Origin of the sequence: Massilia sp. DJPM01 (genome assembly GCF_030348125.1) — a bacterium.
In the GTDB taxonomy this organism is placed as follows: Bacteria; Pseudomonadota; Gammaproteobacteria; order Burkholderiales; family Burkholderiaceae_D; genus Telluria_A; species Telluria_A frigida.
Genome location: NZ_JAQOZV010000021.1, coordinates 88,897 through 112,093, shown reverse-complemented (window position 1 = coordinate 112,093; position 23,197 = coordinate 88,897). Strand labels below are relative to the sequence as shown.

24 protein-coding genes and 1 tRNA gene are annotated in these 23,197 nt (G+C 64.8%); 9 read left to right on the top strand and 16 right to left on the bottom strand.

All coding sequences use genetic code 11. The features are described from left to right. Positions 1 to 232 precede the first annotated feature (232 nt). The 7 genes from cysT (at position 233) to PO883_RS15660 (ending at position 6,356) form a co-directional block, all read left to right on the top strand. On the top strand, positions 233 to 1,084 hold the full coding sequence (gene cysT, locus PO883_RS15690) for a sulfate ABC transporter permease subunit CysT (protein ID WP_289310600.1): 852 nt from the start codon (positions 233 to 235) through the stop codon (positions 1,082 to 1,084). Then, entirely contained in the window at positions 1,081 to 2,040 is a 960-nt protein-coding gene (gene cysW, locus PO883_RS15685; protein WP_289310599.1) for a sulfate ABC transporter permease subunit CysW, read from the top strand. The genes cysT and cysW overlap by 4 nt, the downstream gene beginning before the upstream one ends. Continuing rightward, positions 2,021 to 3,094, top strand: a complete 1,074-nt coding sequence (locus PO883_RS15680; protein ID WP_289310598.1) for a sulfate/molybdate ABC transporter ATP-binding protein — start codon at positions 2,021 to 2,023, stop codon at positions 3,092 to 3,094. Before cysW ends, PO883_RS15680 begins: the two co-directional genes overlap by 20 nt. After that, complete coding sequence (locus PO883_RS15675) at positions 3,091 to 4,032, top strand: CysB family HTH-type transcriptional regulator (protein ID WP_289310597.1); 942 nt, start codon at positions 3,091 to 3,093, stop codon at positions 4,030 to 4,032. Before PO883_RS15680 ends, PO883_RS15675 begins: the two co-directional genes overlap by 4 nt. Before the next feature lie 188 nt (positions 4,033 to 4,220). Then, complete coding sequence (locus tag PO883_RS15670) at positions 4,221 to 4,496, top strand: hypothetical protein (protein WP_187363331.1); 276 nt, start codon at positions 4,221 to 4,223, stop codon at positions 4,494 to 4,496. Positions 4,497 to 4,506: 10 nt separating this feature from the next. Beyond that, a complete protein-coding gene (locus PO883_RS15665) occupies positions 4,507 to 5,733 on the top strand; it encodes a DUF2325 domain-containing protein (RefSeq protein ID WP_289310596.1) in 1,227 nt (408 codons plus the stop codon). A 119-nt stretch (positions 5,734 to 5,852) separates the two neighbouring features. Then, complete coding sequence (locus tag PO883_RS15660; RefSeq protein WP_289310595.1) at positions 5,853 to 6,356, top strand: DUF6714 family protein; 504 nt, start codon at positions 5,853 to 5,855, stop codon at positions 6,354 to 6,356. A gap of 63 nt (positions 6,357 to 6,419) precedes the next feature. On the opposite strand, the gene PO883_RS15655 is transcribed toward PO883_RS15660, so the two are convergent. The 5 genes from PO883_RS15655 to PO883_RS15635 form a co-directional block, all read right to left on the bottom strand. Beyond that, a complete protein-coding gene (locus PO883_RS15655; protein ID WP_289310594.1) occupies positions 6,420 to 7,466 on the bottom strand; it encodes an aldo/keto reductase in 1,047 nt (348 codons plus the stop codon). A 10-nt stretch (positions 7,467 to 7,476) separates the two neighbouring features. Then, complete coding sequence (locus PO883_RS15650; RefSeq protein WP_289310593.1) at positions 7,477 to 8,514, bottom strand: quinone-dependent dihydroorotate dehydrogenase; 1,038 nt, start codon at positions 8,512 to 8,514, stop codon at positions 7,477 to 7,479. Positions 8,515 to 8,580: 66 nt separating this feature from the next. Beyond that, entirely contained in the window at positions 8,581 to 9,312 is a 732-nt protein-coding gene (locus PO883_RS15645; protein ID WP_289310592.1) for an arginyltransferase, read from the bottom strand. 83 nt (positions 9,313 to 9,395) lie between these two features. Continuing rightward, a complete protein-coding gene (gene aat / locus PO883_RS15640; protein WP_289310591.1) occupies positions 9,396 to 10,124 on the bottom strand; it encodes a leucyl/phenylalanyl-tRNA--protein transferase in 729 nt (242 codons plus the stop codon). Between the two features lie 3 nt (positions 10,125 to 10,127). Further along, entirely contained in the window at positions 10,128 to 10,712 is a 585-nt protein-coding gene (locus PO883_RS15635; protein ID WP_167087883.1) for an NUDIX hydrolase, read from the bottom strand. Positions 10,713 to 10,891: 179 nt separating this feature from the next. Here PO883_RS15635 and PO883_RS15630 point away from each other — a divergent pair. After that, positions 10,892 to 10,968: transfer RNA gene (locus PO883_RS15630), tRNA-Met, on the top strand. 298 nt (positions 10,969 to 11,266) lie between these two features. On the opposite strand, the gene PO883_RS15625 is transcribed toward PO883_RS15630, so the two are convergent. The 4 genes from PO883_RS15625 to PO883_RS15610 form a co-directional block, all read right to left on the bottom strand. Further along, positions 11,267 to 12,295: a MerR family transcriptional regulator gene (locus tag PO883_RS15625; protein WP_289310590.1), complete on the bottom strand. Its 1,029-nt coding sequence runs from the start codon at positions 12,293 to 12,295 to the stop codon at positions 11,267 to 11,269. Positions 12,296 to 12,353: 58 nt separating this feature from the next. Then, positions 12,354 to 13,247 carry a DNA-3-methyladenine glycosylase gene (locus PO883_RS15620; protein WP_289310589.1) on the bottom strand — a complete coding sequence of 298 codons (894 nt, stop codon included), beginning with the start codon at positions 13,245 to 13,247 and terminating at the stop codon, positions 12,354 to 12,356. A gap of 8 nt (positions 13,248 to 13,255) precedes the next feature. Continuing rightward, complete coding sequence (locus PO883_RS15615; protein WP_289310588.1) at positions 13,256 to 14,155, bottom strand: DMT family transporter; 900 nt, start codon at positions 14,153 to 14,155, stop codon at positions 13,256 to 13,258. A 93-nt stretch (positions 14,156 to 14,248) separates the two neighbouring features. Beyond that, on the bottom strand, positions 14,249 to 15,277 hold the full coding sequence (locus tag PO883_RS15610; RefSeq protein WP_289310587.1) for an XdhC family protein: 1,029 nt from the start codon (positions 15,275 to 15,277) through the stop codon (positions 14,249 to 14,251). A 49-nt stretch (positions 15,278 to 15,326) separates the two neighbouring features. Between PO883_RS15610 and PO883_RS15605 the strand changes: the two genes are divergently transcribed. Next, positions 15,327 to 15,461, top strand: a complete 135-nt coding sequence (locus PO883_RS15605) for a hypothetical protein (RefSeq protein ID WP_267877607.1) — start codon at positions 15,327 to 15,329, stop codon at positions 15,459 to 15,461. 5 nt (positions 15,462 to 15,466) lie between these two features. Here the strand turns inward: PO883_RS15605 and PO883_RS15600 are convergent, their stop codons facing one another. From PO883_RS15600 to PO883_RS15570, 7 genes are all read right to left on the bottom strand, one after another. Further along, positions 15,467 to 15,862 carry a surface-adhesin E family protein gene (locus tag PO883_RS15600; protein WP_289310586.1) on the bottom strand — a complete coding sequence of 132 codons (396 nt, stop codon included), beginning with the start codon at positions 15,860 to 15,862 and terminating at the stop codon, positions 15,467 to 15,469. Next, positions 15,859 to 16,950 carry a M48 family metallopeptidase gene (locus PO883_RS15595; protein ID WP_289310585.1) on the bottom strand — a complete coding sequence of 364 codons (1,092 nt, stop codon included), beginning with the start codon at positions 16,948 to 16,950 and terminating at the stop codon, positions 15,859 to 15,861. Before PO883_RS15595 ends, PO883_RS15600 begins: the two co-directional genes overlap by 4 nt. A gap of 13 nt (positions 16,951 to 16,963) precedes the next feature. Beyond that, a complete protein-coding gene (gene dut / locus PO883_RS15590) occupies positions 16,964 to 17,413 on the bottom strand; it encodes a dUTP diphosphatase (protein WP_289310584.1) in 450 nt (149 codons plus the stop codon). Positions 17,414 to 17,427: 14 nt separating this feature from the next. Next, on the bottom strand, positions 17,428 to 18,648 hold the full coding sequence (gene coaBC, locus PO883_RS15585; protein WP_289310601.1) for a bifunctional phosphopantothenoylcysteine decarboxylase/phosphopantothenate--cysteine ligase CoaBC: 1,221 nt from the start codon (positions 18,646 to 18,648) through the stop codon (positions 17,428 to 17,430). Positions 18,649 to 18,664: 16 nt separating this feature from the next. Next, positions 18,665 to 19,183 (bottom strand): signal peptidase II, encoded by a 519-nt coding sequence (lspA, locus tag PO883_RS15580; RefSeq protein ID WP_289310583.1) that lies wholly within the window; start codon positions 19,181 to 19,183, stop codon positions 18,665 to 18,667. Positions 19,184 to 19,204: 21 nt separating this feature from the next. Continuing rightward, entirely contained in the window at positions 19,205 to 22,132 is a 2,928-nt protein-coding gene (gene ileS, locus PO883_RS15575; RefSeq protein ID WP_289310582.1) for an isoleucine--tRNA ligase, read from the bottom strand. 70 nt (positions 22,133 to 22,202) lie between these two features. After that, a complete protein-coding gene (locus PO883_RS15570; RefSeq protein WP_289310581.1) occupies positions 22,203 to 23,174 on the bottom strand; it encodes a bifunctional riboflavin kinase/FAD synthetase in 972 nt (323 codons plus the stop codon). Positions 23,175 to 23,197 lie beyond the last annotated feature (23 nt).

The following is a 23,197-nucleotide window of genomic DNA, read 5'->3' as shown; positions in this document are numbered from 1 at the left end:
TTCATGCTTCCTCCTGGTCTGTGTCAGTCAGACCGCGTCCATCCAAACCGGGTTCAGCCGTTTAAGCCGGCATTTGCGCCCGCTCAAACGGCCTGCGACCAAAGGCGGACAGGTCTGTCGGCGCAATCCTAATAGCCATTCCATCTATGCAAATAAGAAATGCTTCGTTTGCTTTATGTGATTCGAGTGCGATTATTTCTGCCTATTAGACGAATTTGTAATAAGAGGCCCCATGTCCGCCGTTCACCCCCTTCCGAGAAAAACGCCGCGCCGGGTCTTGCCCGGCTTCGGCCTGACGCTCGGGTTCACCGTTTTCTATCTCTGCCTGATCGTCCTGATCCCGCTGTCGTCGGTCTTCATCAAGACCTTCAGCATGACCTGGGCGGCGTTCTGGGAGGTGGTGGCGTCGGAACAGGCGCTCGCTTCGTACCGCCTCAGTTTCGGCGCTTCCTTCATCGCGGCGCTGATCAACACGGTCTTCGGCGGCATCGTCGCGTGGGTGCTGGTGCGCTACGAGTTCCCGGGCAAGCGCTTCATGGATGCGCTGGTCGACCTGCCGTTCGCCCTGCCCACGGCGGTGGCCGGCATCACGCTCACCGCGCTGTACTCGAGCAACGGCTGGATCGGCAAATACTTCACCGAGCTTGGCATCAAGGTCTCGTACACCCCGCTCGGCGTGGTGGTCGCGCTCACCTTCATCGGCTTGCCCTTCGTGGTCCGCACCGTGCAGCCGGTGCTGGAAGAGCTGGAAAAGGAACTCGAAGAAGCCGCCGCCAGCCTGGGCGCGAACGCCTGGCAAACCTTTTCGCGCGTGGTGTTCCCGGCCGTGATGCCGGCCCTGCTGACCGGCTTTGCGCTCGCGTTCGCGCGCGCCACCGGCGAATTCGGTTCCGTCATTTTCATCGCCGGCAACCAGCCGATGATTTCCGAGATCACGCCGCTGCTTATCTACATCAAGCTCGAAGCGTACAACTACGCCGGCGCCACCGCCATCGCCGTGGTGATGCTGCTGGCCTCATTCGTGCTGCTGTTGGCCATCAATCTGTTACAGGCGTGGACCCGCGCCAGGACGGGGAAAAAATGAGCACCGTATTGAACCAGGCGGCGACGCCCGCCGGCAAAGGCGCCGCGCCCAAGCGCCGCTCGCTGCGGGAACTGTTCCTGCGCCCCTCGCATCCGCTCGAACCGGTCTGGGTCAGCGCGCTGCTCAAGCTGGTCGCCTTTGCGTTCCTGACCCTGTTCCTGTTCATTCCGCTGGCCGCCGTCTTTGCGGAAGCCTTCAAGAAGGGCATCGAGACCTACGTCAAGGCGATCACCGACCCGGACGCGGTGGCGGCCATCAAGCTGACCCTGATCGCGGCCTTCATCTCGGTGCCGTTCAACCTGGTGTTCGGCGTGTGCGCGGCCTGGTGCATCGCCAAGTTTGAATTCAGGGGCAAGGCCATCCTGCTCACGCTGATCGACCTGCCGTTTTCGGTCTCGCCGGTGATCGCGGGCCTGATCTATGTGCTCATGTTCGGCGCCCAGGGCTGGTTCGGCGGCTGGCTCGCCGCGCACGACATCAAGATCCTGTTCGCGGTGCCGGGCATCGTGCTGGCCACCGTCTTCATCACCTTCCCGTTCGTGGCGCGCGAACTGATTCCGCTGATGCAGTCGCAGGGCAACGAGGAAGAAGAAGCCGCGCTGGTACTGGGCGCCTCCGGCTGGAATACCTTCTGGCGCGTGACGCTGCCCAACATCAAATGGGGCCTGCTGTACGGCGTGATCCTGTGTAACGCCCGCGCCATGGGCGAATTCGGCGCGGTGTCGGTGGTGTCGGGCCATATCCGCGGCGAGACCACCACCATGCCGCTGCACGTCGAAATCCTCTACAACGAATACAACTTCGCGGCCGCCTTTGCCGTCGCCTCGCTGCTGGCCATGCTGGCGCTGGTGACCCTGGCGATCAAAACCTTTGTCGAATGGCGTTTGCGCGAAACGATCGCGTTCACGCCGAAGCACGCAACATGGAGCACGGATCATGACGATCGAAGTCAGTAATATCAACAAGCGGTTCGGCGATTTTGTCGCCCTCGACAATGTCTCGCTGCAGTTCCCTTCGGGCGAACTGACCGCGCTGCTCGGCCCTTCCGGCTGCGGCAAGACCACGCTGCTGCGCATTATCGCGGGCCTGGAGCATCCCGATAGCGGGCGCGTGCTGCTCGACGGAGAAGATGCGTCGGACCGCCACGTGCGCGAGCGCCAGGTCGGCTTCGTGTTCCAGCATTACGCGCTGTTCAAGCACATGACCGTGTTCGAGAACGTCGCCTTCGGGCTGCGCGTCAAGCCGCGCAAGGATCGTCCGAACGAACAGCAGATCCGCCACAAGGTGCAGCAGCTGCTCGAACTGGTGCAGCTCGACTGGCTGGCCGACCGCCATCCGCCGCAGCTCTCGGGCGGGCAGCGCCAGCGCATTGCGCTGGCGCGCGCGCTGGCGGTGGAGCCGCGCGTGCTGCTGCTCGACGAGCCGTTCGGCGCGCTCGACGCCAAGGTGCGCAAGGAATTGCGGCGCTGGCTGCGTCGCCTGCACGACGACCTGCACGTGACCAGCATCTTCGTCACCCACGACCAGGAAGAAGCGCTGGAAGTATCGGACCAGGTGGTGTTGATGAACAAGGGTAGGGTCGAGCAGCTCGGCTCTCCCGAGCAGGTGTACAACAATCCGGCGTCGCCCTTCGTGTACGGCTTCCTCGGTAACGTGAACCTGTTCCATGGACGCGTGAACGACGGCATCATGGCCAGCGGCGACGCCAGTTTTTCGGTGCCGGGCAATGCGTCGGCCAGCAACGGGCAGGGCATCGCCTACGTGCGCCCGCACGATCTTGACATCGACCGCTATACGCCTGGCGCCGATGGCATCGTCGTCAAGCTGCGCCGCGCGCACGCGATCGGTCCGCTGGCGCAGCTCGACCTGGAGCGCGCCGACAACGCCGAATTGATCGAAGCGGTCATTCCCCACGAGCGATACCGCCAGTTGCAATTGAAAGAAGGCGAAACCCTGGTGGTGCGTCCGCGCCGGATGCAGGTGTTCGTCGACCAGGGAGCGGCGATATGAATTTCCAACAACTGCGCTCGATCCGCGAAGCGGCCCGGCGCGGCTACAACCTGACCGAGGTCGCCAATGCGCTGTTCACCTCGCAGCCGGGCGTGAGCCGCCAGATCCGCGAACTCGAAGACGAACTTGGCGTGGTGATTTTCGAGCGCAACGGCAAGCGCCTGACCGGGCTGACCGATCCGGGCAAGGGCATCCTGAAAATCATCGACCGCCTGCTGGTGGAGGCCGAGAACCTGCAGCAGGCCAGCATGGAATACGCGGGCCAGAACAGCGGCACCTTGACCATCGCCGCCACCCACACCCAGGCGCGCTATGCGCTGCCGAAGGTGGTGCAGTCGTTCCGCAAGGACTTCCCGGAGGTGCGCATCGCGCTGCAGCAGAGCGCTCCCGATCATATCGCCGAGTGGGTCCTGTCGGGCAAGGCCGATATCGGCATCGCCACCGAGGGCCTGTCGCAGTTCCCCGACCTGGTGTCGTTCCCGTGTTACCGCTGGAGCCATCTGATCGTGGTGCCGGACGGGCATGCGCTGCTCAATTGCTCGCCGATCCGTCTGGAAGACCTGGCCGGCTATCCGCTGATTACCTACGATGTGGGCTTCACGGGGCGCGGGCATATCGATGCGGCGTTCGCCAAGGCGGGGGTGGGCACCGACATCGTGCTCACGGCGATGGATTCGGACGTCATCAAGCAGTATGTGAGCCTGGGGATGGGCGTGGGGATCGTGGCCTCGATGGCCTTCGATCATGGGCGCGACAAGGGCTTGCGCGCGGTCGAAGCGTCGCATCTGTTCGCGCCCAACGTGACGCGGCTGGCGGTGCGGCGCGGCGCCTATCTGCGCGCGTATGCGTATCACTTCATCGAGCAGTTTGCGCCGGATGTCTCGCGCGCCGATATCGAGCGCGCGCTCGACGCCGACGCGCCGCGCGAAGCGGCGTAGTGTTTGCGCGTGGGGGACTTGGATTTCCCACGCGCGCCGCCTTGGCGCGGGAGCGGCGCAGGATGCGCGGCACGTATGCGACATGGCTTGCAAATGCGAATGATTCTCGTTTATACTTGATTTCAGCAAGCCATCCACCCACGCATAGCCCGCCGCCGCCAGCCACTGCATACCGTCAAGGAAGCATCGTGCCGAGCAAACATCCACAGAATCCAAGCGAACCTTGCCAGCATGTGACGATCGCCGACAGTACCATCGGCCACGTCAGCATCTGCCCCGAATGCAGCGTGCTGCACCTGTCGCTGAACCACGTCTCGGTGCGCTTCACGCCGGAAGCGTTCCGCGCGCTGTCCGGCATGGTCGGCGACGCCCAGGCGCGGCTTGACCACGTTGCCCAGTCCAACGCCGCTGCTGCCGCCGCCGCCGTCATCGACGACGCGCGCCACGGCCCCAAGCTGCATTAAGGAGTAGCGCATGTGCGACCACGATGCCAAAAAGCCGCTCGCGCGGTTCTTCCCTCCCGACGGCGAAGCGGCTTCGCGCACCTCGTCGTCGCGCCGCCAGCGCCTGTGGGAGCTGCCGGCCAATACCCACTGCCCGGTGATCGGCGTGTGCCTGCCGCTCGGCGCGCTGCGCAAGCTGGTGAACAAGGGCGTGCGCGGCCAGGCGCTGGCCGACGACTACGAAATCCATGTCGGCGCGGTGGCCGAATGCGCCAGCCGCAACCGCATCTCGAACCTGCTGCAGGATGCGCTCGACCAGCGTTACGCGCTGGTGCTGCTGCGCTTTCGCGACGCGCGCAGCGGCGACGCCGTCATGCTGCTGTGGCGCCAGGCGATCGCTCAGGGCGACGTGGCGGGTGCCTTCTGGGCCGCGCTGACGCACCCGCGCAGCGATTTCCTGGTGCAGGACATCGTGCTGCGCGAGATGCACATGATCCAGCACCAGGCCGGGGCCAACACGCGCATCGACCACGCGCACTACATCGAGCTGCAGGAAGAGCATGCGGCGCTGGCGGCCGAACTGGCGCAGTCGCAGCAGCGCCACGTGCGCACCCTGGCCGACAAGGCGCGCGAGCTGGAACAGGTGCAGGGCCAGTTGATGCATGCGCGCGCCGAGCTGGTGGCGCGCGACAGCAAGTTTGCGTTCTTGCAGGCGGATATGGCGGAACTGAGCGCGTCGGTGCCGGACCTGGAAGCGCGCACGCGGCTCAAGCAAAAGCTCGACGAGGCGGCGCAGCGCCTGGCCGCGCGCGATGCGCAGCTGGCGCAGTTGCGCCAGCAATTGGCGGCGACCACGCGCCAGCTCGACGCCTTGCAGGCGGCGCGCCCGCCCGAGGCGGTGGTGTGCGAGGAAGATGCGGCCGAAGCGATCGCCGCGGCGCAGCTGGCCGACAAGACCTTGTTGTGCGTCGGCGGCAGGAGTGCCAGCGTGGCCAGTTACCGCTGCATGACGGAGGAGGCGGGCGCCAGGTTTGCCCATCACGACGGCGGGCAGGAGCACGGGGCCGATTTGCTCGATGCGAACCTGGCGGCGGCCGACCTGGTGATTTGCCAGACCGGGTGCATCAGCCATAACGCTTACTGGCGCGTGAAGGAGCATTGCAAGCGCACGGGCAAGCAGTGCGTGTTTGTGGAAAATCCGAGCAGTACGAGTTTTTCGAGGGGGCTGCGGCAGATCGCGATTCTGGCGGAGGGGTAGGAGCAGCCGCGTCTGTGCGATCATGTACAATATTAGTAGCTGGTAAATGTTGCAATATGATTCTTCCAGTCGCATGGTGTCGCTTGACTATCCCTCCACCGCCCGTGAACTGAGTGACGATGCAATCCTTTTCCCCCTGCCAAAGCATGACAACCGAGGCCCTCCTCGCTGAAATCAGCATCGCCTTCCCGCCCGTCAAGATGCCGGGGAAATCAGATCTTCGCTTTCATCGGGACAGCTGCTTCCACTGCGATTACCTGGCGCGCGACCTTGAGACATTCAGGGGGAAACCCGTTGGCGCCGCGGTCATCTGGGTGCTCCATCGGGAACTGTCGTCGCTGTCGGCGAAGGGGTGGGCGTGGGCGCTCCCTCACTACCTGCCGTTCTGCCTCTCGCCAGAGGCGCAGGACAAGCGGACGGAGACCGAGTTTCTGCTGTATAGCCTCGCTCCGGTGGAGAAGTTCGAGGCCGAAACGCGGGTTCGTCTCTCGGCGTTGAACGGGCCGCAGGTGACCTGCCTGGTCCACTTTGTCGAGTGGTGCAAAGCGCATCCCCATTGGGGCACCTACTGTCCTTCGGAGATCGAGGATGCCTTGAATTTCCTTAAAAGGATGCAAGCCTGATCTGCTGATCGGGCGGCACGCTGGCGCGCCGCCCTCTGGTCTGCGCAGGCATGCGCACGGCGATCATGCGCCCGGATTGGTCATGCGCGCGTGAATGGCGTCGATCGCGGCCACCACCTCCGGGGTCAGGGTCACCGACATCGCATCGATATTTTCCTTCAACTGTGCCAGGCTGGTCGCGCCGATGATGGTCGAGGCCACGAACCAGCGCGAGTAGCACCACGCCAGCGCCATTTGCGTCGGCGTCATGCCGTTCGCGCGCGCCAGCGCCGTGTACTCCTTCACCGCCGCCAGCACCGGCGCGCGCAGATAACGCGGGCTCCACGAGGCCGGGAAAATCGTCAGGCGTCCGTTCGCCGTGGGGTCATCGAGGTACTTGGCGCTCAACTGCCCGAACGCCAGCGGACTATAGGCCAGCAAACCCACGTCCTCGCGAAAGCAGGTCTCGTCCATCAGGCTGGTCTCGAAACTGCGCGCGGTCAGGTTGTACAGGTTCTGGACGCTGGCGATGCGCGGCAACCCGCGCATGTCGGACTGCTTGACAAATTCGCTCACGCCCCACGCGCTCTCGTTCGACAGGCCGATATGCCCAATCTTGCCAGCCTCGATCAGCTGCGCCAGCGCAGCGAGCGTCTCTTCGACCGGAATGGCGGCGCGCTCCTTGGCCGGGTCGAACGCGGTCGCGCCGAAAACCGGCACGTTCCGGCTCGGCCAGTGCAGCTGGTACAAATCGATATGATCGGTTTGCAGGCGCCGCAGGCTCTCTTCCACTGCCGTGCGCAGGCTGGCGGCGTCGAGGTTCTGTTTTCCTTCGCGGACCCAGTGCAGGTTCGGATTCGGGCCGGCCGCCTTGGTGGCCAATACGATGTCGCCGCGCCTGCCGCTCTTTTTCAGCCAGCTGCCGATAAAGCGCTCGGTGTCGCCCTGCGTCTGCGGACGCGGCATGACCGGATACATTTCGGCGGTGTCGACAAAATTGATCCCGCGTTCGAGCGCGTAATCGAGCTGGCTGTGCGCATCGGCCTCGCTGTTTTGCTCGCCGAAGGTCATGCTGCCGAGGCAGATCTTCGATACCTCGAGCGGCGTGCGTCCGAGCCTGGTCTTGATCATGCTGGGTTCCTTATGGTCGAAGGGCCTGCGCGCATTCGCGGATCAAGCCGGGTCCCTGATATATCAGGCCAGTGTACAGCTGCACCAGCGAGGCGCCGAGATTCATCTTTTCCTTGGCATCGGCGCCGCGCATGATGCCGCCCACGCCGATAATCGGCAGCGCGTCGCCCAGCTCCTGGCGCAGCGCGCGGATCACGATGTTCGACAGGTCGAACACCGGATCGCCCGACACGCCGCCGGTCTCCTGGCCGTGCCGTGCGCGGTCGACCAGGCGGTGACTGAGCGTGGTGTTGGTGGCGATGACGCCATCGATCTTGTGGCGCAGCAGGGCGGCGGCGATATCCTTGATCTGGTCGCCGTCGACGTCCGGTGCGATCTTGAGCGCCAGCGGCACGTAGCGCTTGTGCTGGTCGGCCAGGCGCAGTTGCGCATCTTTCAGCCGCGTGAGCAGCGCGTCCAGTTCCGACGCGCCCTGCAGCTGGCGCAGGTTGGCGGTATTCGGCGAGGAGATATTGACCGTCACGTAGCTGGCGTACGGGTACACTTTTTCAAGGCAGTGCAGATAGTCGTCGACCGCGCTCTCGATCGGCGTGCTGGCGTTCTTGCCGATGTTCAGGCCAAGCACGCCGCGCTTATCCTGGTAAAACTTCGACGCCTGCACGTTCGCCACGAAGGCGTCGACGCCGCCATTGTTAAAGCCCATGCGGTTGATCACGGCGCGCTTGGACGGGATGCGGAAAATGCGCGGCTTGGGATTGCCCGCCTGCGGCTTGGGCGTGACGGTGCCCACTTCGATGAAGCCGAAACCGAGCGCCGACAGGCCGTCGATGTAGGCGCCATCCTTGTCCAGTCCCGCGGCCAGGCCGACCGGGTTGGGGAAGGTGATGCCCATGACGGTGCGCGGATCGGGCGCAGGTTTGCTCAACAGGCCGGTCAGGCCCAGCGCGGCCGCGCCGCGCAGCGCGGGCAGGGTGACATTGTGCGCCGTCTCCGGATTGAGGGTGAACAGCAGGGGACGGCCTAAGGCATACAGCAGTTTCTGGGACATGGAGTGCTCGGGTTGGTGCGGGTCCCGGCATTTTACCGTGTGCCGGCGCTGCCCGCCCACAAGCTGTTATCGGTTCAACAGGCTCCAGATGCCGTCGATGCGCGTTTCGAGCGGGCGGAAGTTGGTCTTGTAGGCCATCTTGGGACTTTGTTCGATCCAGTAGCCCAGATACACGAAGGGCAGTTTCAGTTCGCTGGCCTGGGCGATCTGCCACAGCACGTTATAGGTGCCGAAGGAAGCGCCGCCGACATCGGGATCGAAAAACGTGTACACCGACGACAGGCCGTCGGAGAGCACGTCGATGATCGAGACCATGCGCAGTGCGCCGTCGCCGGGTTCGCGAAACTCCACCAGGCGCGTGTTGACGCGGCTTTGCAGCAAAAACTGCGCGTACTGGTCGCGGCTATCCTGGTCCATGCCGCCACCGACGTGGCGCGTGGTCTGGTAGCGCAGGTAGAGCGCGTAGTGTTCGTCCGAAAAACTCAGGTTGGCGACCGTGGCCACCAGGCCCGCATGGCGGGTCCAGGCGCGCCGCTGGCCGCGGCTGGGCGCGAATTCGGCGGCGCGCACGCGCACCGGGATGCAGGCGTTGCAGCCGTCGCAGTAAGGGCGGTAGGTGAAGATGCCGCTGCGCCGGAAGCCATTCTTGACCAGTTCGGAGTAGACGTCGGCATTGATCAGGTGCGAAGGGGTGGCCACTTGCGAACGCGCTTGCCGTGCGTCGAGGTAGCTGCACGGGTAGGGCGCTGTGGTGTAGAACTGCAGCGTCGAGAAAGGCAGGTCGTTTAAGTGCGTCATGCAGTCGCTTTCGATACGGCGTGGTTGCGATCGGTGGCCCTGGTTGCTTCCTTCGTTGCTATTGTAGCGAAACTTTACGCTGTTTACCGCGTCTGTGTAAATGGCGATCCCGGTTTCCACTCGGCGATGCCCGGTTTGGCGATGGCGTCGCGCAAATGCGCCAGGAAGGCGGCACGCGCGATGGGGGCGGCGCCCAGCGAGGCCAGGTGCCCGGTCTCCTGCTGGCAGTCGACCATGGCCACGCCCTGGCCGCGCAGGAAGGCGACCAGCCACGCCAGCGCGATCTTGGAACCGTCGGTCACGCGCGCGAACATCGATTCGCCGTAAAACATGCGGCCGATGCACACGCCATACGCGCCGCCGACCAGTTCGCCATCGAGCCACAGTTCGGAGGAGTGGGCGTAGCCCATCGCGTGCAGGCCGGTATAGCCGGCAATGATGTCGTCCGAAATCCAGGTGCCCGGGCCATCCTTGCGCGGCGCGGCACAGGCGCGCATCACGTCCTCGAAGGCGCTGTCGAAGCGGATCTGCCAGCGCCCGCCTTCTTCCATGCTGCGCTCGACCCGGCGCAGGGCTTTGCGCAGACTGTCGCTGATGCGAAAATCGGCAGTCATCAGCACCATGCGCGGGTCGGTACTCCACCACAGGATGGGCTGGCCTTCGGAAAACCAGGGAAAGATGCCGTGCCGGTAGGCGCTCAGCAGGCGCTCGGGCGACAGGTCGGCGCCGGCCGCCAGCAGGCCCGGTGCGTCGGAGGTGAGCGCTTGGGAGACGTCGGGAAACGGCGAATCGGTTTCAAGCCAGGGAATCATGGCTCAGTCGGGATCGCTGGAGATACGCATCGGGCGCACGATGTCGTGCGTGTGAAAGCCGAAGCCGCCATCGTCGCGCATCCTGGCGCAATCGGCGAAAAACAGTTCCAGCGTCTTGCGGATGGTGGGGAAGGCCAGTTCCTCCCACGGAATCTCGTGCTCGGCGAACATGCGCGCGTCCAGGCTTTCGATGCCGGGCGCAAAGTCCAGGCTGCGCAGGCGGGCCAGGTAGAACAGATGGACTTGATGCACCTGGGCCACGTTCAATAGGCTGAACAGGCTGCCGATCTCGATGTCGGCGCCGGCTTCCTCTTCGGTTTCGCGCACGGCGGCTTCGGCCGTTGTTTCGCTGTTTTCCATGAAGCCGGCCGGCAAGGTCCAGAAACCGTGGCGCGGTTCGATGGCGCGCTTGCACAGCAGCACGCGGACCTGTTCGCCTTCCGGTTGCCAGACGGGAATGGAGCCGACGACGAGTTTGGGGTTCTGGTAGTGAATCGCCGCGCATTGCTTGCAGACATAGCGTGGACGGTTATCGCCCTCGGGGATGAGCAGGTCGACGGGATGGGCGCACTCGGAACAAAATTTCATAGGGAATGGGAAGAATGATTTTCGCTTACTTTACACCGATTGCCGGGCCAATGCGGTTCGCGCAGAGGGTAAACCGGACCTGCCGCCCCTGCGCCGCGTCCGCTTCGGGCCTATCGCAGCTCTTGATTGGATTAACATTGCCTAATTCTGAAAAGCCCCCTATAATAGCTACATACAGACGCGGGGTGGAGCAGTCTGGCAGCTCGTCGGGCTCATAACCCGAAGGTCACAGGTTCAAATCCTGTCCCCGCAACCAAATACAGCAAGCCGCTGATTCTCTTACAGGAATCAGCGGCTTTCGCTTTTGCGGGTGCTGGTATTGGCGCGCCGGCATCCAGCCCAGGGCCTGGTTTTTTCCTGCTTGTCGTTGCCGCTACCGTTTTGGCGCTCGCCGCCTTTGCTTGTCCGCGCTTTGAGCGCAAATTTGCCAGGTCCGCAGTCCGGCGCAGGCGTCATGTGGGTCCAGGGATGTTCTCGCCTGCCGAGGCTGGACAAGAACACCGCTTTATCGGATGCAAGAACACCGCTTTGTCGGATGGCCGGGCGCGCGCCGTTCAGGAGTTCTGATGCACTGCCGCCATGGCTTGCCCGATGTATGCCTTCATTTCATCGGTGATCCAGCTGCCGATCATCAGCAGCGGCTCCTTCTCGTAAGCGACGCGCACTTTCGCGTGGGTGGCGGGATCGTCGCCGGCGAAGGACTGCGACAAATCGATCCACTCGCGCATCAACTGCCCGACCTGGGGATCGGCCGGCGCGGCGCCGCTTGCAATCGCCTTGCGCACCCGCGCGATCAGCGCCGGCCACTCGTCCATGCGGATGCGGTAGTGCGCATCCATGTATGCAAACTCCTCGGGCGACAGGTATTTTTTGAACATCGCCAGGCGCGACTGCACGAACGCTTCCTTCAGATAGGCCTCGACGTCGGGCGTGACGCCGTTCTGCTCGCGCATGGCCGGTTCGTGCGCCTGCATGGCGAGAATGCGCACCATCACGTCCGGGTCGCCGTTGGTGTCGCGTTCCATCTTGAGCATCCATTCCTGCGACAGCGTTTGCGCTTCGGCGGCCGATGGCGGCGTGCCTGCGGCGATCATCTGCTTGAAGCGCGCCACCATCGCATCCCACTCGGCGATGCAGGCGGCGTCGCCGGCGAAAAAGGGCAGCTGTTTCAGTTCTTCTTTTGAAAAATAAGTATCGACCATCGTCATCAACTCCAAAGTAGTGAGCCACGCGGCCAGGTCGGGCTCCACGCCGGCATCGAGTTCACGGTGCAGCGTTGTCAGCTGCTCGCGCAAGATGCCGGCCTGGTCGATCTGCCGGGTCAGTGCGGCGATCTGCTGCTCCACGATGGTCGACAGGCTGGCGCCCGGATTGGCCAGGAAGGTTCCGATGTCGGCCAGCGACACGCCGAAACGGCGTAGTGCCTGCACCTGGTGCAGGCGGGCGATGTCGTCGCGGTTGTACAGGCGGTAGCCGGCCTCGGAACGCGCCGAAGGGGAGAGCAGGCCGATGCTGTCGTAATGATGAAGCGCGCGCACCGTCAGTCCCGACCGTTTCGCCAGCTCGCCTATTTTCAACTTCATCGAATCACTCCTTGTCTTCATGCGTCAGCGCAGTGTGGAGTCTGACGTGGCGTCAGGGTCAAGCGGCTTGTTGGTCGTCGCGCGGATGTAGGCTGGCCCACAGGTGGGCCGCGGCCATGGTACGGTGCGGCGCATAGCGCGCCAGCAGCGCTTCGGTGCGCGCCATGTCCGGCTTGGCGTCTTCGCCCAGCAGGTGCTGGAACGCCGCGCGGATCGCCACGTCGCCATGCAGCGAACAGTCGGGGTAGCCGTAGCCGCGCAGCAGGGCGTAGTTGACGGTCCACGGGCCGATGCCCTTGACGGCCAGCAGCGAGGCCGCCACGTCGGCCGCGTCCTGGTGGCGATCGAGCGTCAGTTCGCCGCTGTCGACCAGTTGCGTCAGGCGCAGCAAGGTATCGGCCTTGGAGCGCGAGAATTTGCGGCCGGTCAGGACCTCGGCGCCGAGACGGGCCACGTCGCGCGCCTCCGGATAGCACCACAAGCCGCTGCTGTGCTGGCGTCCAGCCTGCAAAATGAAGGTGCGGCGCAGCGCAATGGCGAAGGTCAGGTTGATTTGCTGGCCGATGATGGCCCAGGTCAGCGCCTCGAAAATCGTGGCTGACTGCACGATGCGCAATCCGGGCTGGCGCTGTGCCACGGGCCCCAGCAGCGGATCGCCCGCCACCGCCGCCAGGAAGGGCGCCGGATCGATGCGCAGCGCCAGGATATTGAGCAGGGCGTCGTCAATCTGGCGCAGGTCATCGGGCGTCAGTGGCCCGTCGGCCTGCACCGTGCAGTGCGCCACGTCGGCGCCCAGGGCGATATCGAGCAATACCGGCACGCCGCCGATCATCACGCCCTTGCGGATGCGGGCCGGCTCCACCTGTTCGGCCACGGCCTCAAGGTCGCGGCTGTGAAAGGCGAGGATATCGGCGCTGCGGTAAAGCGCCGGAAGGGGAATCGACGTTTGCAAGCGGCTGCCTATTTGCTGGTGGGGGAGGGCGCAACGATAGCACGCGGCCCGAACGGCGTGAATCCAGTCACCAGCGCCGTGCCGGCGATGACCACGGCGGCACCGGCGACGGTGTACCAGCCCACGTGTTCCGACAAGAACAGCACGCCCCACAAAATGCCGAACAGGGGACTGAGGAAGGTGACCGTCAGCGCGGAAGTCGGGCCGACCTGCTGTATCAGCTTGAAGTACATGATGTAGGCGATGCCGCTGCAAAGCACGCCCAGCGCGAGCGCGGCCGCCATGATGCCCGGCGTGGCCGCGGCGGGAGCGGGGAAGAATGGCAGCGCCGGAATCACCAGCACGGTGGCGGCCCACATGCTGCCGTGCGCGTTGGCGTAGGGTTCGACGGTTTTGGCCGACCTGGCATAGGTGCTGGCCACGCTGTAGCAGAAGGCGGCCAGCAGGGCCGCCGCGATGGCCAGCGGCGCGCCGGGGCGCGCGCTGACGTCGTCGAAGCCGACCAGCAGGGCCACGCCGCAGGTGCCGAGCACCAGCCCGAGCACCTGCTTGCCGGCGATGGCCTGGCGCGACCAGAACGCGCCGATCAGCGCGCCCCATATCGGCGCGGTGGCGTTCAGCACCGACAGCACGGAGGCCGACAAGGTGCGCGCGGCAAAAGCGAACAGCAGAAAGGGCAGGGCGGAGTTGATGAAGCCCAGGATCAGGTAGTGCTTCCAGTTGGCGGCCAGGTCGAGGCGCTTCTTGAGGATCACGCCGACGATGGCCAGGAACAGGGCGGCAAAGGCGACCCGGTATTCGATCAGCACGGCCGGCCCGAGCACCGGCGCGGCGATGCGCATGAAGAGAAAGGAACTGCCCCAGATGGCAGCGAGGACGATCAGGCGAAGCAGATTGGCTGTGTTCATGGGTCGACTCTCAATGCGCCCCTCGCGCTCGATAATGAAGCGGCATTGTCCACCGCCGGCGCCTTGCGGGATAGCCCATTCTTGCTATTGTTATTACGCTTGCTGTTGAATCAGCGCCACCGCGCACACCCCGGTGCTGGCCGGCTCCAGCGCCGCCGCATGGCGTACCTGGAGGTCGGCCGGCACGCCATTCTTGACGGCGGTGAGCTCGGCCAGGATCGAAATGGCGATCTCCGAGGGCGTCTTGCTGCCGATGTACAGGCCGATCGGCCCGTGCAGGCGGGCCAGCTGGTGGTCCGACAGATCGAACTCCTTGAGCCGTTCGCGCCGTTTGGCGTTATTCAGGCGCGAGCCGATCGCACCCACGTAGAACGCATCGGACTTGAGCGCTTCCATCAGCGCCAGGTCGTCCAGCTTGGGGTCGTGCGTGAGCGCCACCACGGCGCTGCGGTGGTCCAGGCGCGATTCGAGCACCAGGTCGTCCGGCATCATGTGCACCAGTTGCACGCCCGGCAGATTCCAGCCGGAGCGATATTCCTCGCGCGGGTCGCACACGGTGACGTAGTAATCCATGGCCGTGGCGATCTGCGCCAGGAAGCGCGAGAGCTGCCCGGCGCCGATGATGAACAGGCGCCAGCGCGGGCCGTGCACGGTGGTCAGCGCGCCGTCGCCCAGCACTTGCACCGCGCCGGCCTGCGCCGGCGCCAGGCTGACCGCGCCGCTGGCCAGGTCGAGCCGGCGCGCCAGCAGTTCGTGCGCTTCCAGGCGCGCGAGCAGTTCGTCGATGGCGCTGGCGCTTGATAACGGCTCGATCGCCAGTTCGATGGTGCCGCCGCAGGGCAGGCCGAAACGGTGCGCTTCGTCGGCGCTGATGCCGTAGCTGACCACTTCAGGAATGGTGCGCGTGATGCCGTCCCGGCGCACGCGCTCGATCAGGTCATCCTCGATGCAGCCGCCGGAGACCGAACCGACCACGCGGCCATCGTCGCAAATGGCGAGCGTGGCGCCGATCGGGCGCGGGCTCGACCCCCAGGTCTTGATCACCGTGATCAATTCGCAGCGGTGACCGGCGGCGATCCACGCCGAGGCGCTCTTTAATACTTCCAGGTCTATGCTGTCCATTGAATCGAATATACTGGCGCTCCTGAATCGAGCACATGGTGGTTGGAAGATGAGCAATGATACAAAAAATGACGATGGCTCGCCGAAGTTCGGGCGTTTGCTGATCGTGCTGGTGGCGGTGGTGATTTTTTGCGGCGTGCTGACGTGGGTGATGGGGACGTTCTTCCCGAATTTCCCGAGCTGAACGCGCTATCGCTTCTTGCGCTTGCAGATCACCTGTAGCGCACCGTCCGAGACGCTGTCGGGCACGATGTCTTCCGGCGCGAACTTTTCGTACTTGAAGCTTTGCGAGACCGGCCCCTTGCCCATCGCCTCGGCGTAGTACACCTGGCTGAGCAAGGTCGTGGTGCGCTCGGCGCATGAATACAGATGCAGGGCCTTCATCGACAGGTAGGGCGTGCCTTCCGGCGTGGCCTGCTCCTTCGCGTACGATACCAGCGACCACACCTTGTAGTTCTTGTCGCTGCGGATGATGCTGCCCTTGTCGATGTACGACTGGCTGCCCGCTGCCGATCCGACCTTCACCCACTGGGCGGCGTGCGCCAGCAGGGGAATCGTCAGGCAGGCGAGCAGCAGCTTTTTCATGGCGCGACCGGTTTTTTGGCCATCTGCTTGGCCCTGATATCGGCCGTGGCCTTGTCGATCGCGGCCAGGCGCACGGCCGTACCCGGGTGGTTGGCGACGTAGCCGTTCAACACCGTGGCCGGATAGGTGGCGGCCAGGCGCTTCCAGAACGCCGGGGCAGCGTCGATGCCGACGTTGGCGCGCACCAGCAGGTACATGCTGAGCTGGTCGGCGGCGGCGTCGAGTTCGGGCGGCATGGCCTTGATGCCGCCGCTGCCGATCAGCATCGAGGTATCCGGCCGCACGTTGGTCAGGTTGTCGATGATGCTGCCGATGGTGCCGGTGCTGCGCTGCGTGGCGGCGTGCCCCAGGATATTGTGCGCCATGCCCTTGGCCAGCAGGTAGGCGACTTCTTCGTCGTTCTTCGCAAACTGCAGCATGCCGCGCGTGACCAGGACGCGCGCGCCGTCGGCGTAGGAGTTGACGTTGTCGGCGTTCCCGAGTTCGACGGCGAAACCGCAGGCGCGCGTGACGGGCACGGTCAGCTCGCGGGTTTTGTCGTCGCGCTCGATCTGCAGTGCCAGGCTGGCCTGGCTGGCCACCAGGGGACCGAACACCGCGCCGACCGTGCTCGATGCGTTGGGGCCGACCGGCAGCGCCTTGCCGCTGGCGGAAACCAGGTTGTCGCCGCGCCGCAGTCCGGCGCGCGCAGCGCCGCTGCCGGCCAGCACGCCCGTCACTTGCAGGCGCTCGCCCATGTCGAAGGCGATGTTGGCCGCTTCGTTGTATTCGCCCGGATACCAGTAGCGGTTGCGCGCGGTGAAGCCGAGCAGGTTGCGCGTGGACGTCTTGCACAAGTCGGCGTTGTTGATCAGGAGCGGGGCGGCGATCCGGTACAGGCGTTCCTGCAGCGAGGCCATTTTGGTGAGCGCTTCGGCGGCAGCCGCCAGGCGTGGCGTGACGACCCGTGGCGCCGGCTCGGCCGGCTTTTGCGGAACCGGGATAGTGGGCGTGGGTTCAGGCGCTGGCCCGGTCGTCTCGCAAGCCGACAGCAGCAGTGCCAGGCAGATTACCGGCATAGCCGGACGCAGACCAGTGAAACGGGCCATAGACTTCTCCAAATTAGTGTTTGCCGGTGCTGCCGAAACCGCCCGCACCGCGTTCGCTCGTGTCGAAATCGTCGACGATATTGAATCCGACCTGCACCACCGGCACCACGATCAGTTGCGCCAGGCGCTCCATGGGGTTGAGCGTGAAGGCGGCCTGGCCGCGGTTCCAGGTCGATACCATCAGTTGTCCCTGATAGTCGGAATCGATCAAGCCTACCAGATTCCCCAGCACGATGCCGTTCTTGTGACCCATGCCGCTGCGCGGCAGGATCATGGCGGCGTAACCGGGATCGCTCACATGGATCGCCAGCCCGGTCGGAATGAGCACGGTGGCGCCCGCTTCGATGGTGATGGGCGCGTCGATGCAGGCGCGCAGGTCAAGCCCGGCGCTGCCCGGCGTGGCGTAGGCCGGCAGCTGGTCCTTCATGCGCGGGTCGAGGATTTTGACGTCAATGGTTTTCATGGTGCGGGTACTTTTTACTTGAGCAGGGAGCGCTGTTCGATGCGCTTTGCGATTTCTGAAATGAGCTGGCGCGCCAGGGTGAGCTTGTCGGCGCGCGGCAGGACGGTGTGGCCCTGGTCGTCGAACAGCATGATGCTGTTGTCGTCCTGGCCGAAGGTGTGGTGGCCGATATTGCCGACCAAAAGGGGAATGCCTTTTTTCTCGCGCTTGATGGCGCCGTATTCGACCAGGTTCTCCGATTCGGCGGCAAAGCCGACGCAGTACGGCCAGCCCGATAGCGAGGTGGTGGCGGCGACCGAGGCGAGGATGTCGGCGTTCTGTTCGAACTGCAGGCTGGGCGTGGCGCCGTCGTCCTGCTTTTTCATTTTCTGTGCGCTGGCATTGGCCACGCGCCAGTCGGCCACCGCCGCCACGCTGATGAACACATGCTGGCCGCCGACGGCGTTCATCACGGCGTCGTGCATCTGGCGCGCGCTTTGCACGTCGGTGCGGCGCACCCCGTGCGGCGTGGCCAGCGCGGTCGGGCCGGAGATGAGGGTGACCTCGGCTCCCGCTTCGCGCGCGGCGCGGGCAATCGCATAGCCCATTTTTCCGGACGACAGATTGGTGATGCCGCGCACCGGGTCGATCGCCTCGAACGTCGGTCCGGCGGTGATCAGGACGCGCTTGCCCGCCAGGACCTTGGCCTGGAACGAGGCGATGACTTCGTCGAGCAGGTCGCTTGGCTCCAGCATGCGGCCCAGACCCGTTTCGCCGCAAGCCTGTTCGCCGGCGGCCGGGCCGAAGATGCTGATGCCGTCCGCGCGCAGCTGGGCGGCATTGCGGCCGGTGGCGGGGTTTTCCCACATCTCGACATTCATGGCCGGGGCGACCAGCAGCGGCACGCGCTGCGGGCGCGCCAGGCACAGGGTCGAGAGCAGGTCGTCGCACACGCCGTGCGCGAGTTTGCGCATGAAGTCGGCCGAGCAGGGCGCGATCAGGATCGCGTCGGCACCGCGCGTGAGGTCGATGTGGGCCATGTTGTTGGCCACGCGTGGATCCCACTGGTCGGTGTGGACCGGATGGCCCGACAGGGCCTGCATCGTCACCGCCGTGATGAAGTGGGTGGCGGCGTCGGTCATGACCACCTGCACCGAGGCGCCCTGCTTGATGAGCGCGCGGCACAGGTCCGCCGCCTTGTAGCAGGCTACCCCACCCGACAGGCCGAGCACGATTTTCTTGCCTTGCAGGTCCATCGTCATCGCGTTCTCCTTATTGCCGGTTTACGCGCCGCAGCTCGTCGAAGATGAACAGCGCGGCGCCCACGCAAATGGCGCTGTCGGCGACGTTAAAGGCCGGGAAGTGGCCAAAGCTGGCGACGTGGAAGTCGAGGAAATCGACCACATGGCCGTAGGCCAGGCGGTCGATCGCATTGCCGATGGCGCCGCCCATGATCAGCGCCAGTGCCCAGCAGAACAGGCGCTGGCCGGCATGGCGCTTCAACATGTACAGGATGAAGCCGACCGCGATGACCGCAATCCCGGTGAAGAAGTAGCGCTGCCACCCGGGCTGGCTGTTCAGGAAGCCGAACGCGGCCCCCTTGTTATACGCCAGCACCAGGTTGAAGAAGGAGGTGATGACCTTTTCCTCGCCGAACGTGAAGGTTTTCTGGATCGCGATCTTGGTCAGCTGGTCGAGCAGGATCACGATGGCGGCGATGCCCAGCCAGGGCATCATGCCGGAACCGCCTTGCGGCGCGGACGAGAACAGCTGTTTCTTTTTGGTTGCCATGGGATGGTGTCTTGTTATTGTTTACGCGAAGGCGCGCTTCTCGCCGCTGCCGAACAAATTGCTGAAGCAGCGGCCGCACAGGCCCGCGTGCTCGGCGTGGGTGCCGACGTCGGCGCGGTAATGCCAGCAACGCTCGCATTTCGGCGCGGCCGACGCGGCCACCTCGATCGCTTCGGCGGCTTCGTCGGCCACTTCGGTCACGCGCGCCTGCGAGGTGATGAAGACGAATTTGAGATCGTCTTCCAGGCTGGCCAGCAGGCGGTACTTGACGGCGCTGGCCTTGATGGTCAGCTCGGCCTGCAGCGACGAACCGATGGCGCCCGACACGCGCAATTCTTCGAGCTGCTTGGTGACGTCGGTACGCACGGCGCGCAAGGTGGCGTATTTGTCCAGCAGCGCGGCGCCGTCGGCCACGTCGGGCAGGGTCCAGAAGGTTTGCGTGAAGATGGTTTCGTCGCTGGCTGCAAAGGCGTCGGCGTCGGCAAACACGGCCCACGCTTCCTCGGCGCTGAAGCTGAGCATCGGGGCCATCACGCGCAGCAGGCTTTGCGTGATGTGCCACAGCGCGGTCTGGGCCGAGCGGCGCGCCGGCGAATCGACGGCGGACGTGTACAGGCGGTCCTTGAGGATGTCGAGGTAGAAGCCGCCCAGGTCTTCCGAGCAGTAGTTTTGCAGCTTGGAGACGACCGGGTGGAACTCGTAGCGCTCGTAGTGGCTGGCGATGTCGTTTTGCAGCGCGGCCATGGCGGCGATGGCGTAGCGGTCGATCTCCAGCAGCTCGGCGTTCGGCAGCGCGTGCTTGGCGTGGTCGAAGTCGGAGGTGTTCGCGAGCAGGAAGCGCAGGGTGTTGCGGATGCGGCGGTACGATTCGGTCACGCGCTTGAGGATCTCTTCGGAGATCGACAGCTCGCCCGTGTAATCGGTCGAGGCGACCCACAGGCGCAGGATGTCGGCGCCCAGGGTGTCGGAGATTTTTTGCGGCGCCATGGTGTTACCGAGCGACTTGGACATCTTCTTGCCCTCGGCGTCGACCGTGAAGCCGTGCGTGAGCAGCGCTTTGTACGGCGGGCAGCCATTGAGCATGGAGGACGTCAGCAGCGACGAATGGAACCAGCCGCGGTGCTGGTCCGAGCCTTCGAGGTACAGGTCGGCCGGGAAGTGCGACTGGGCCGCGTGCGAGCCGCGCAGCACGGTCTGGTGGGTGCAGCCGGAATCGAACCAGACGTCGAGCGTGTCCTTGTTCTTGACGTACATGTCGGCTTCATCGCCCAGCAGGTCCTTTGGTTCGATATCGAGCCAGGCATCGATGCCGCGTTCTTCGAACATCTTCGCAATTCTCTCCAGCAGCTCCGGGGTGCGCGGGTGCAGCTGGCCGGTTTCCTTGTGCAGGAAGAAGGCCATCGGCACGCCCCACTGGCGCTGGCGCGACAGGGTCCAGTCGGGACGGTTCTCGATCATGCCGTGCAGGCGCGCCTGGCCCCAGTCCGGGAAGAAGCGGGTTTCGGTGATGCCCTTGAGGGCCGTTTCGCGCAGGGTCGGGCCGCCGTCTTTCGGCGTGACGTCCATGCCGGCGAACCATTGCGAGGTGGCGCGGTAGACGATCGGGGTCTTGTGGCGCCAGCAGTGCATGTAGCTGTGGTCGAACATCTTCAGTTCGAACAGGGCGCCGGCATCGGTCAGCGCGGCGCAGATCGGCTTGGACGCTTCCCAGATGGTCAGGCCGCCGAACAGCGGCAGGGTCGAGGCAAAGCGGCCGTCGCCCATCACCGGGGTCAGGATCTGGTCGTCCTGCATGCCGTGCGCCTTGCACGAAATGAAGTCGTCCAGGCCGTAGGCGGGCGCCGAGTGAACCACGCCGGTGCCGCTTTCGGTGGTGACGTAGTCGGCCAGGTACATTGGCGAGAGGCGGTCGAAAAACGCATCGGCCGCGTGCAGCGGGTGCTTGAAACCGATGCCTTCCAGGGCCTGGCCCAGGCAGGTGGCAATCACTTTGCCTTCGAGCTTGTAGCGCAGCAGGCACGATTCGACCAGGTCGGCCGCCAGGATCAGCAGCAGCGGCTTGCCGTCGCGCGTGGTCTCGACCAGCGCGTAGCTCACTTCCGGATTGACGTTCAGTGCCTGGTTGGACGGGATGGTCCATGGCGTGGTGGTCCAGATGACGATGAAACCGTCGCCGGCCGGCAGTGCGGGCAGGCCAAAGGCGGCGGCCAGTCTGTCGTGCTGGGCGAAGGGGAAGCCGACGTCGATGGCCGGATCGCGCTTGTCCTGGTATTCGACTTCCGCTTCGGCCAGGGCCGAGCCGCAATCGAAGCACCAGTTCACCGGTTTCAGGCCGCGGTACACATAGCCTTTGTCGAGCAGGGTGCCGAGCGAGCGCAGTTCATCGGCCTCGTTGCGAAAGGCCATCGTCATATAGGGGTTGTCCCATTCGCCGAGCACGCCCAGGCGAATGAAGCCGGCGCGCTGGCGGTCGACCTGTTCGAGCGCGTAGGCGCGTGCCTTGGTCAGCACGTCGGCGGTCGGCAGGTTTTTGCCGTGCAGTTTTTCGATCTGGATTTCGATCGGCATGCCGTGGCAATCCCAACCCGGCACGTAGGGCGCGTCGAAGCCGGCGATGCCGCGCGATTTGACGACCATGTCTTTCAAGATCTTGTTGACGGCGTGGCCGAGGTGGATGTCGCCGTTGGCGTATGGCGGGCCGTCGTGCAGCACGAACATCGGACGGCCCTTGGCTGCCTTGCGCACGCGCTCATAGATTTTTTTGTCCTGCCATTGCTTGACCCAGCCCGGTTCGCGCTTGGCGAGGTCGCCGCGCATCGGGAACGGGGTGTCGGTCATATTGACCGGGTATTTGCTGACCGGCTTGGCGTCCTTTTTGCCGTCTTTTTTGGCGGCCTGTGGGGCTTGCTGGTTCTGCTCTGGTTTGCTGGTTTGGCTATTGTCGGACATATTTTTCTTCAAGGAGGTGTATCTGGGTGTCTTGGATCGTGACGCGGGGGCAGCTAACTGCGATGCGGCGTCAAATTCGGTCGGTGGCGGTGAGGGCGGCGGCGCGCCGCGCGAACCAGGCGCGCGCCTGGTCGCTGTCGCGCGTGATCGCAGCGGTCAGGGTGGCCAGGTCGATGTACTTTTCTTCGTCGCGTATCTTTTCCAGGAATTCGACGCGCACCATCTTGCCGTAGCAGGACTGGGCGAAGTCGAACACGTGCACTTCCAGGAGCACGCGGCCGCTGTCGTCGACGGTGGGGCGCACGCCCAGGCTGGCCACGGCGGGCAGAGGTTCGGGCCCCAGGCCATGCACCTGGACGATGAAGATGCCCGACAGGGCAGGGCGGTGCGCGACGCGCAAATTGAGCGTCGGGAAGCCCAGCGTGCGGCCCAGCTTCTGGCCGTGGATCACGTGGCCGGACATGGCGTAGGGATGGCCGAGCAGCTGGCCAGCCTGGTCGAAGTCGCCCGCGGCCAGCGCGCTGCGCACCGCCGACGAGGAAATGCGCTGGGCCCCGTGCATCACCGTGGGCAGGGTTTCGACATGAAAGCCGTGGCGCTTGCCTGCGTCGACCAGCATGGCGACCGTGCCGGCGCGCCGCGCGCCGAAGCAGAAATCGTCGCCCACCATCAGCCACTTGACGTGCAGGCCGTCGACCAGCACGCGCTCCACAAAATCCTGGGGCGAAATGGCGGCGAAGTGTTCGTTGAAGTGTTCGACGATGACGCGGTCGATGCCGGCGTTCGAGAGCGATTGCAGCTTGTCGCGCAGGTTGGCGATGCGGTTCGGCGCTTTCGACAGGTCGCCGGCGCGGCGCGCGAAAAATTCGCGCGGGTGCGGCTCGAACGTCATCACTGCCGCTTCCAGTCCCAGGTCGGAGGCGGCCGCGCACACGCGCGCCAACAATGCCTGGTGGCCGCGATGGACACCGTCAAAGTTACCGATCGTGAGCGCGCAGGGCGCGCGCGCCCTGTCGTTGGGAAGTCCGCGAAAAACCTTCATAGGGTGCTCTTGGGATGACTGTG

Bases quoted from the DNA above. Each gene is read 5' to 3' on its own strand.
- PO883_RS15645 (WP_289310592.1), bottom strand. From the start codon at position 9,312: ATGACGCACTTAAACGACCTGCCTTTCTCGACGCTGCAGTTCTACACC.
- dut (WP_289310584.1), bottom strand. From the start codon at position 17,413: ATGAAAACCATTGACGTCAAAATCCTCGACCCGCGCATGAAGGACCAG.
- PO883_RS15665 (WP_289310596.1), top strand. From the start codon at position 4,507: ATGTGCGACCACGATGCCAAAAAGCCGCTCGCGCGGTTCTTCCCTCCC.
- PO883_RS15605 (WP_267877607.1), top strand. From the start codon at position 15,327: ATGAGCAATGATACAAAAAATGACGATGGCTCGCCGAAGTTCGGGCGT.
- PO883_RS15680 (WP_289310598.1), top strand. From the start codon at position 2,021: ATGACGATCGAAGTCAGTAATATCAACAAGCGGTTCGGCGATTTTGTC.
- cysT (WP_289310600.1), top strand. From the start codon at position 233: ATGTCCGCCGTTCACCCCCTTCCGAGAAAAACGCCGCGCCGGGTCTTG.
- coaBC (WP_289310601.1), bottom strand. From the start codon at position 18,648: ATGGACCTGCAAGGCAAGAAAATCGTGCTCGGCCTGTCGGGTGGGGTA.
- cysW (WP_289310599.1), top strand. From the start codon at position 1,081: ATGAGCACCGTATTGAACCAGGCGGCGACGCCCGCCGGCAAAGGCGCC.
- PO883_RS15615 (WP_289310588.1), bottom strand. From the start codon at position 14,155: ATGAACACAGCCAATCTGCTTCGCCTGATCGTCCTCGCTGCCATCTGG.
- PO883_RS15600 (WP_289310586.1), bottom strand. From the start codon at position 15,862: ATGAAAAAGCTGCTGCTCGCCTGCCTGACGATTCCCCTGCTGGCGCAC.
- PO883_RS15660 (WP_289310595.1), top strand. From the start codon at position 5,853: ATGCAATCCTTTTCCCCCTGCCAAAGCATGACAACCGAGGCCCTCCTC.
- PO883_RS15635 (WP_167087883.1), bottom strand. From the start codon at position 10,712: ATGAAATTTTGTTCCGAGTGCGCCCATCCCGTCGACCTGCTCATCCCC.
- PO883_RS15625 (WP_289310590.1), bottom strand. From the start codon at position 12,295: ATGAAGTTGAAAATAGGCGAGCTGGCGAAACGGTCGGGACTGACGGTG.
- ileS (WP_289310582.1), bottom strand. From the start codon at position 22,132: ATGTCCGACAATAGCCAAACCAGCAAACCAGAGCAGAACCAGCAAGCC.
- PO883_RS15675 (WP_289310597.1), top strand. From the start codon at position 3,091: ATGAATTTCCAACAACTGCGCTCGATCCGCGAAGCGGCCCGGCGCGGC.
- PO883_RS15650 (WP_289310593.1), bottom strand. From the start codon at position 8,514: ATGTCCCAGAAACTGCTGTATGCCTTAGGCCGTCCCCTGCTGTTCACC.
- PO883_RS15655 (WP_289310594.1), bottom strand. From the start codon at position 7,466: ATGATCAAGACCAGGCTCGGACGCACGCCGCTCGAGGTATCGAAGATC.
- aat (WP_289310591.1), bottom strand. From the start codon at position 10,124: ATGATTCCCTGGCTTGAAACCGATTCGCCGTTTCCCGACGTCTCCCAA.
- PO883_RS15570 (WP_289310581.1), bottom strand. From the start codon at position 23,174: ATGAAGGTTTTTCGCGGACTTCCCAACGACAGGGCGCGCGCGCCCTGC.
- PO883_RS15610 (WP_289310587.1), bottom strand. From the start codon at position 15,277: ATGGACAGCATAGACCTGGAAGTATTAAAGAGCGCCTCGGCGTGGATC.
- lspA (WP_289310583.1), bottom strand. From the start codon at position 19,183: ATGGCAACCAAAAAGAAACAGCTGTTCTCGTCCGCGCCGCAAGGCGGT.
- PO883_RS15595 (WP_289310585.1), bottom strand. From the start codon at position 16,950: ATGGCCCGTTTCACTGGTCTGCGTCCGGCTATGCCGGTAATCTGCCTG.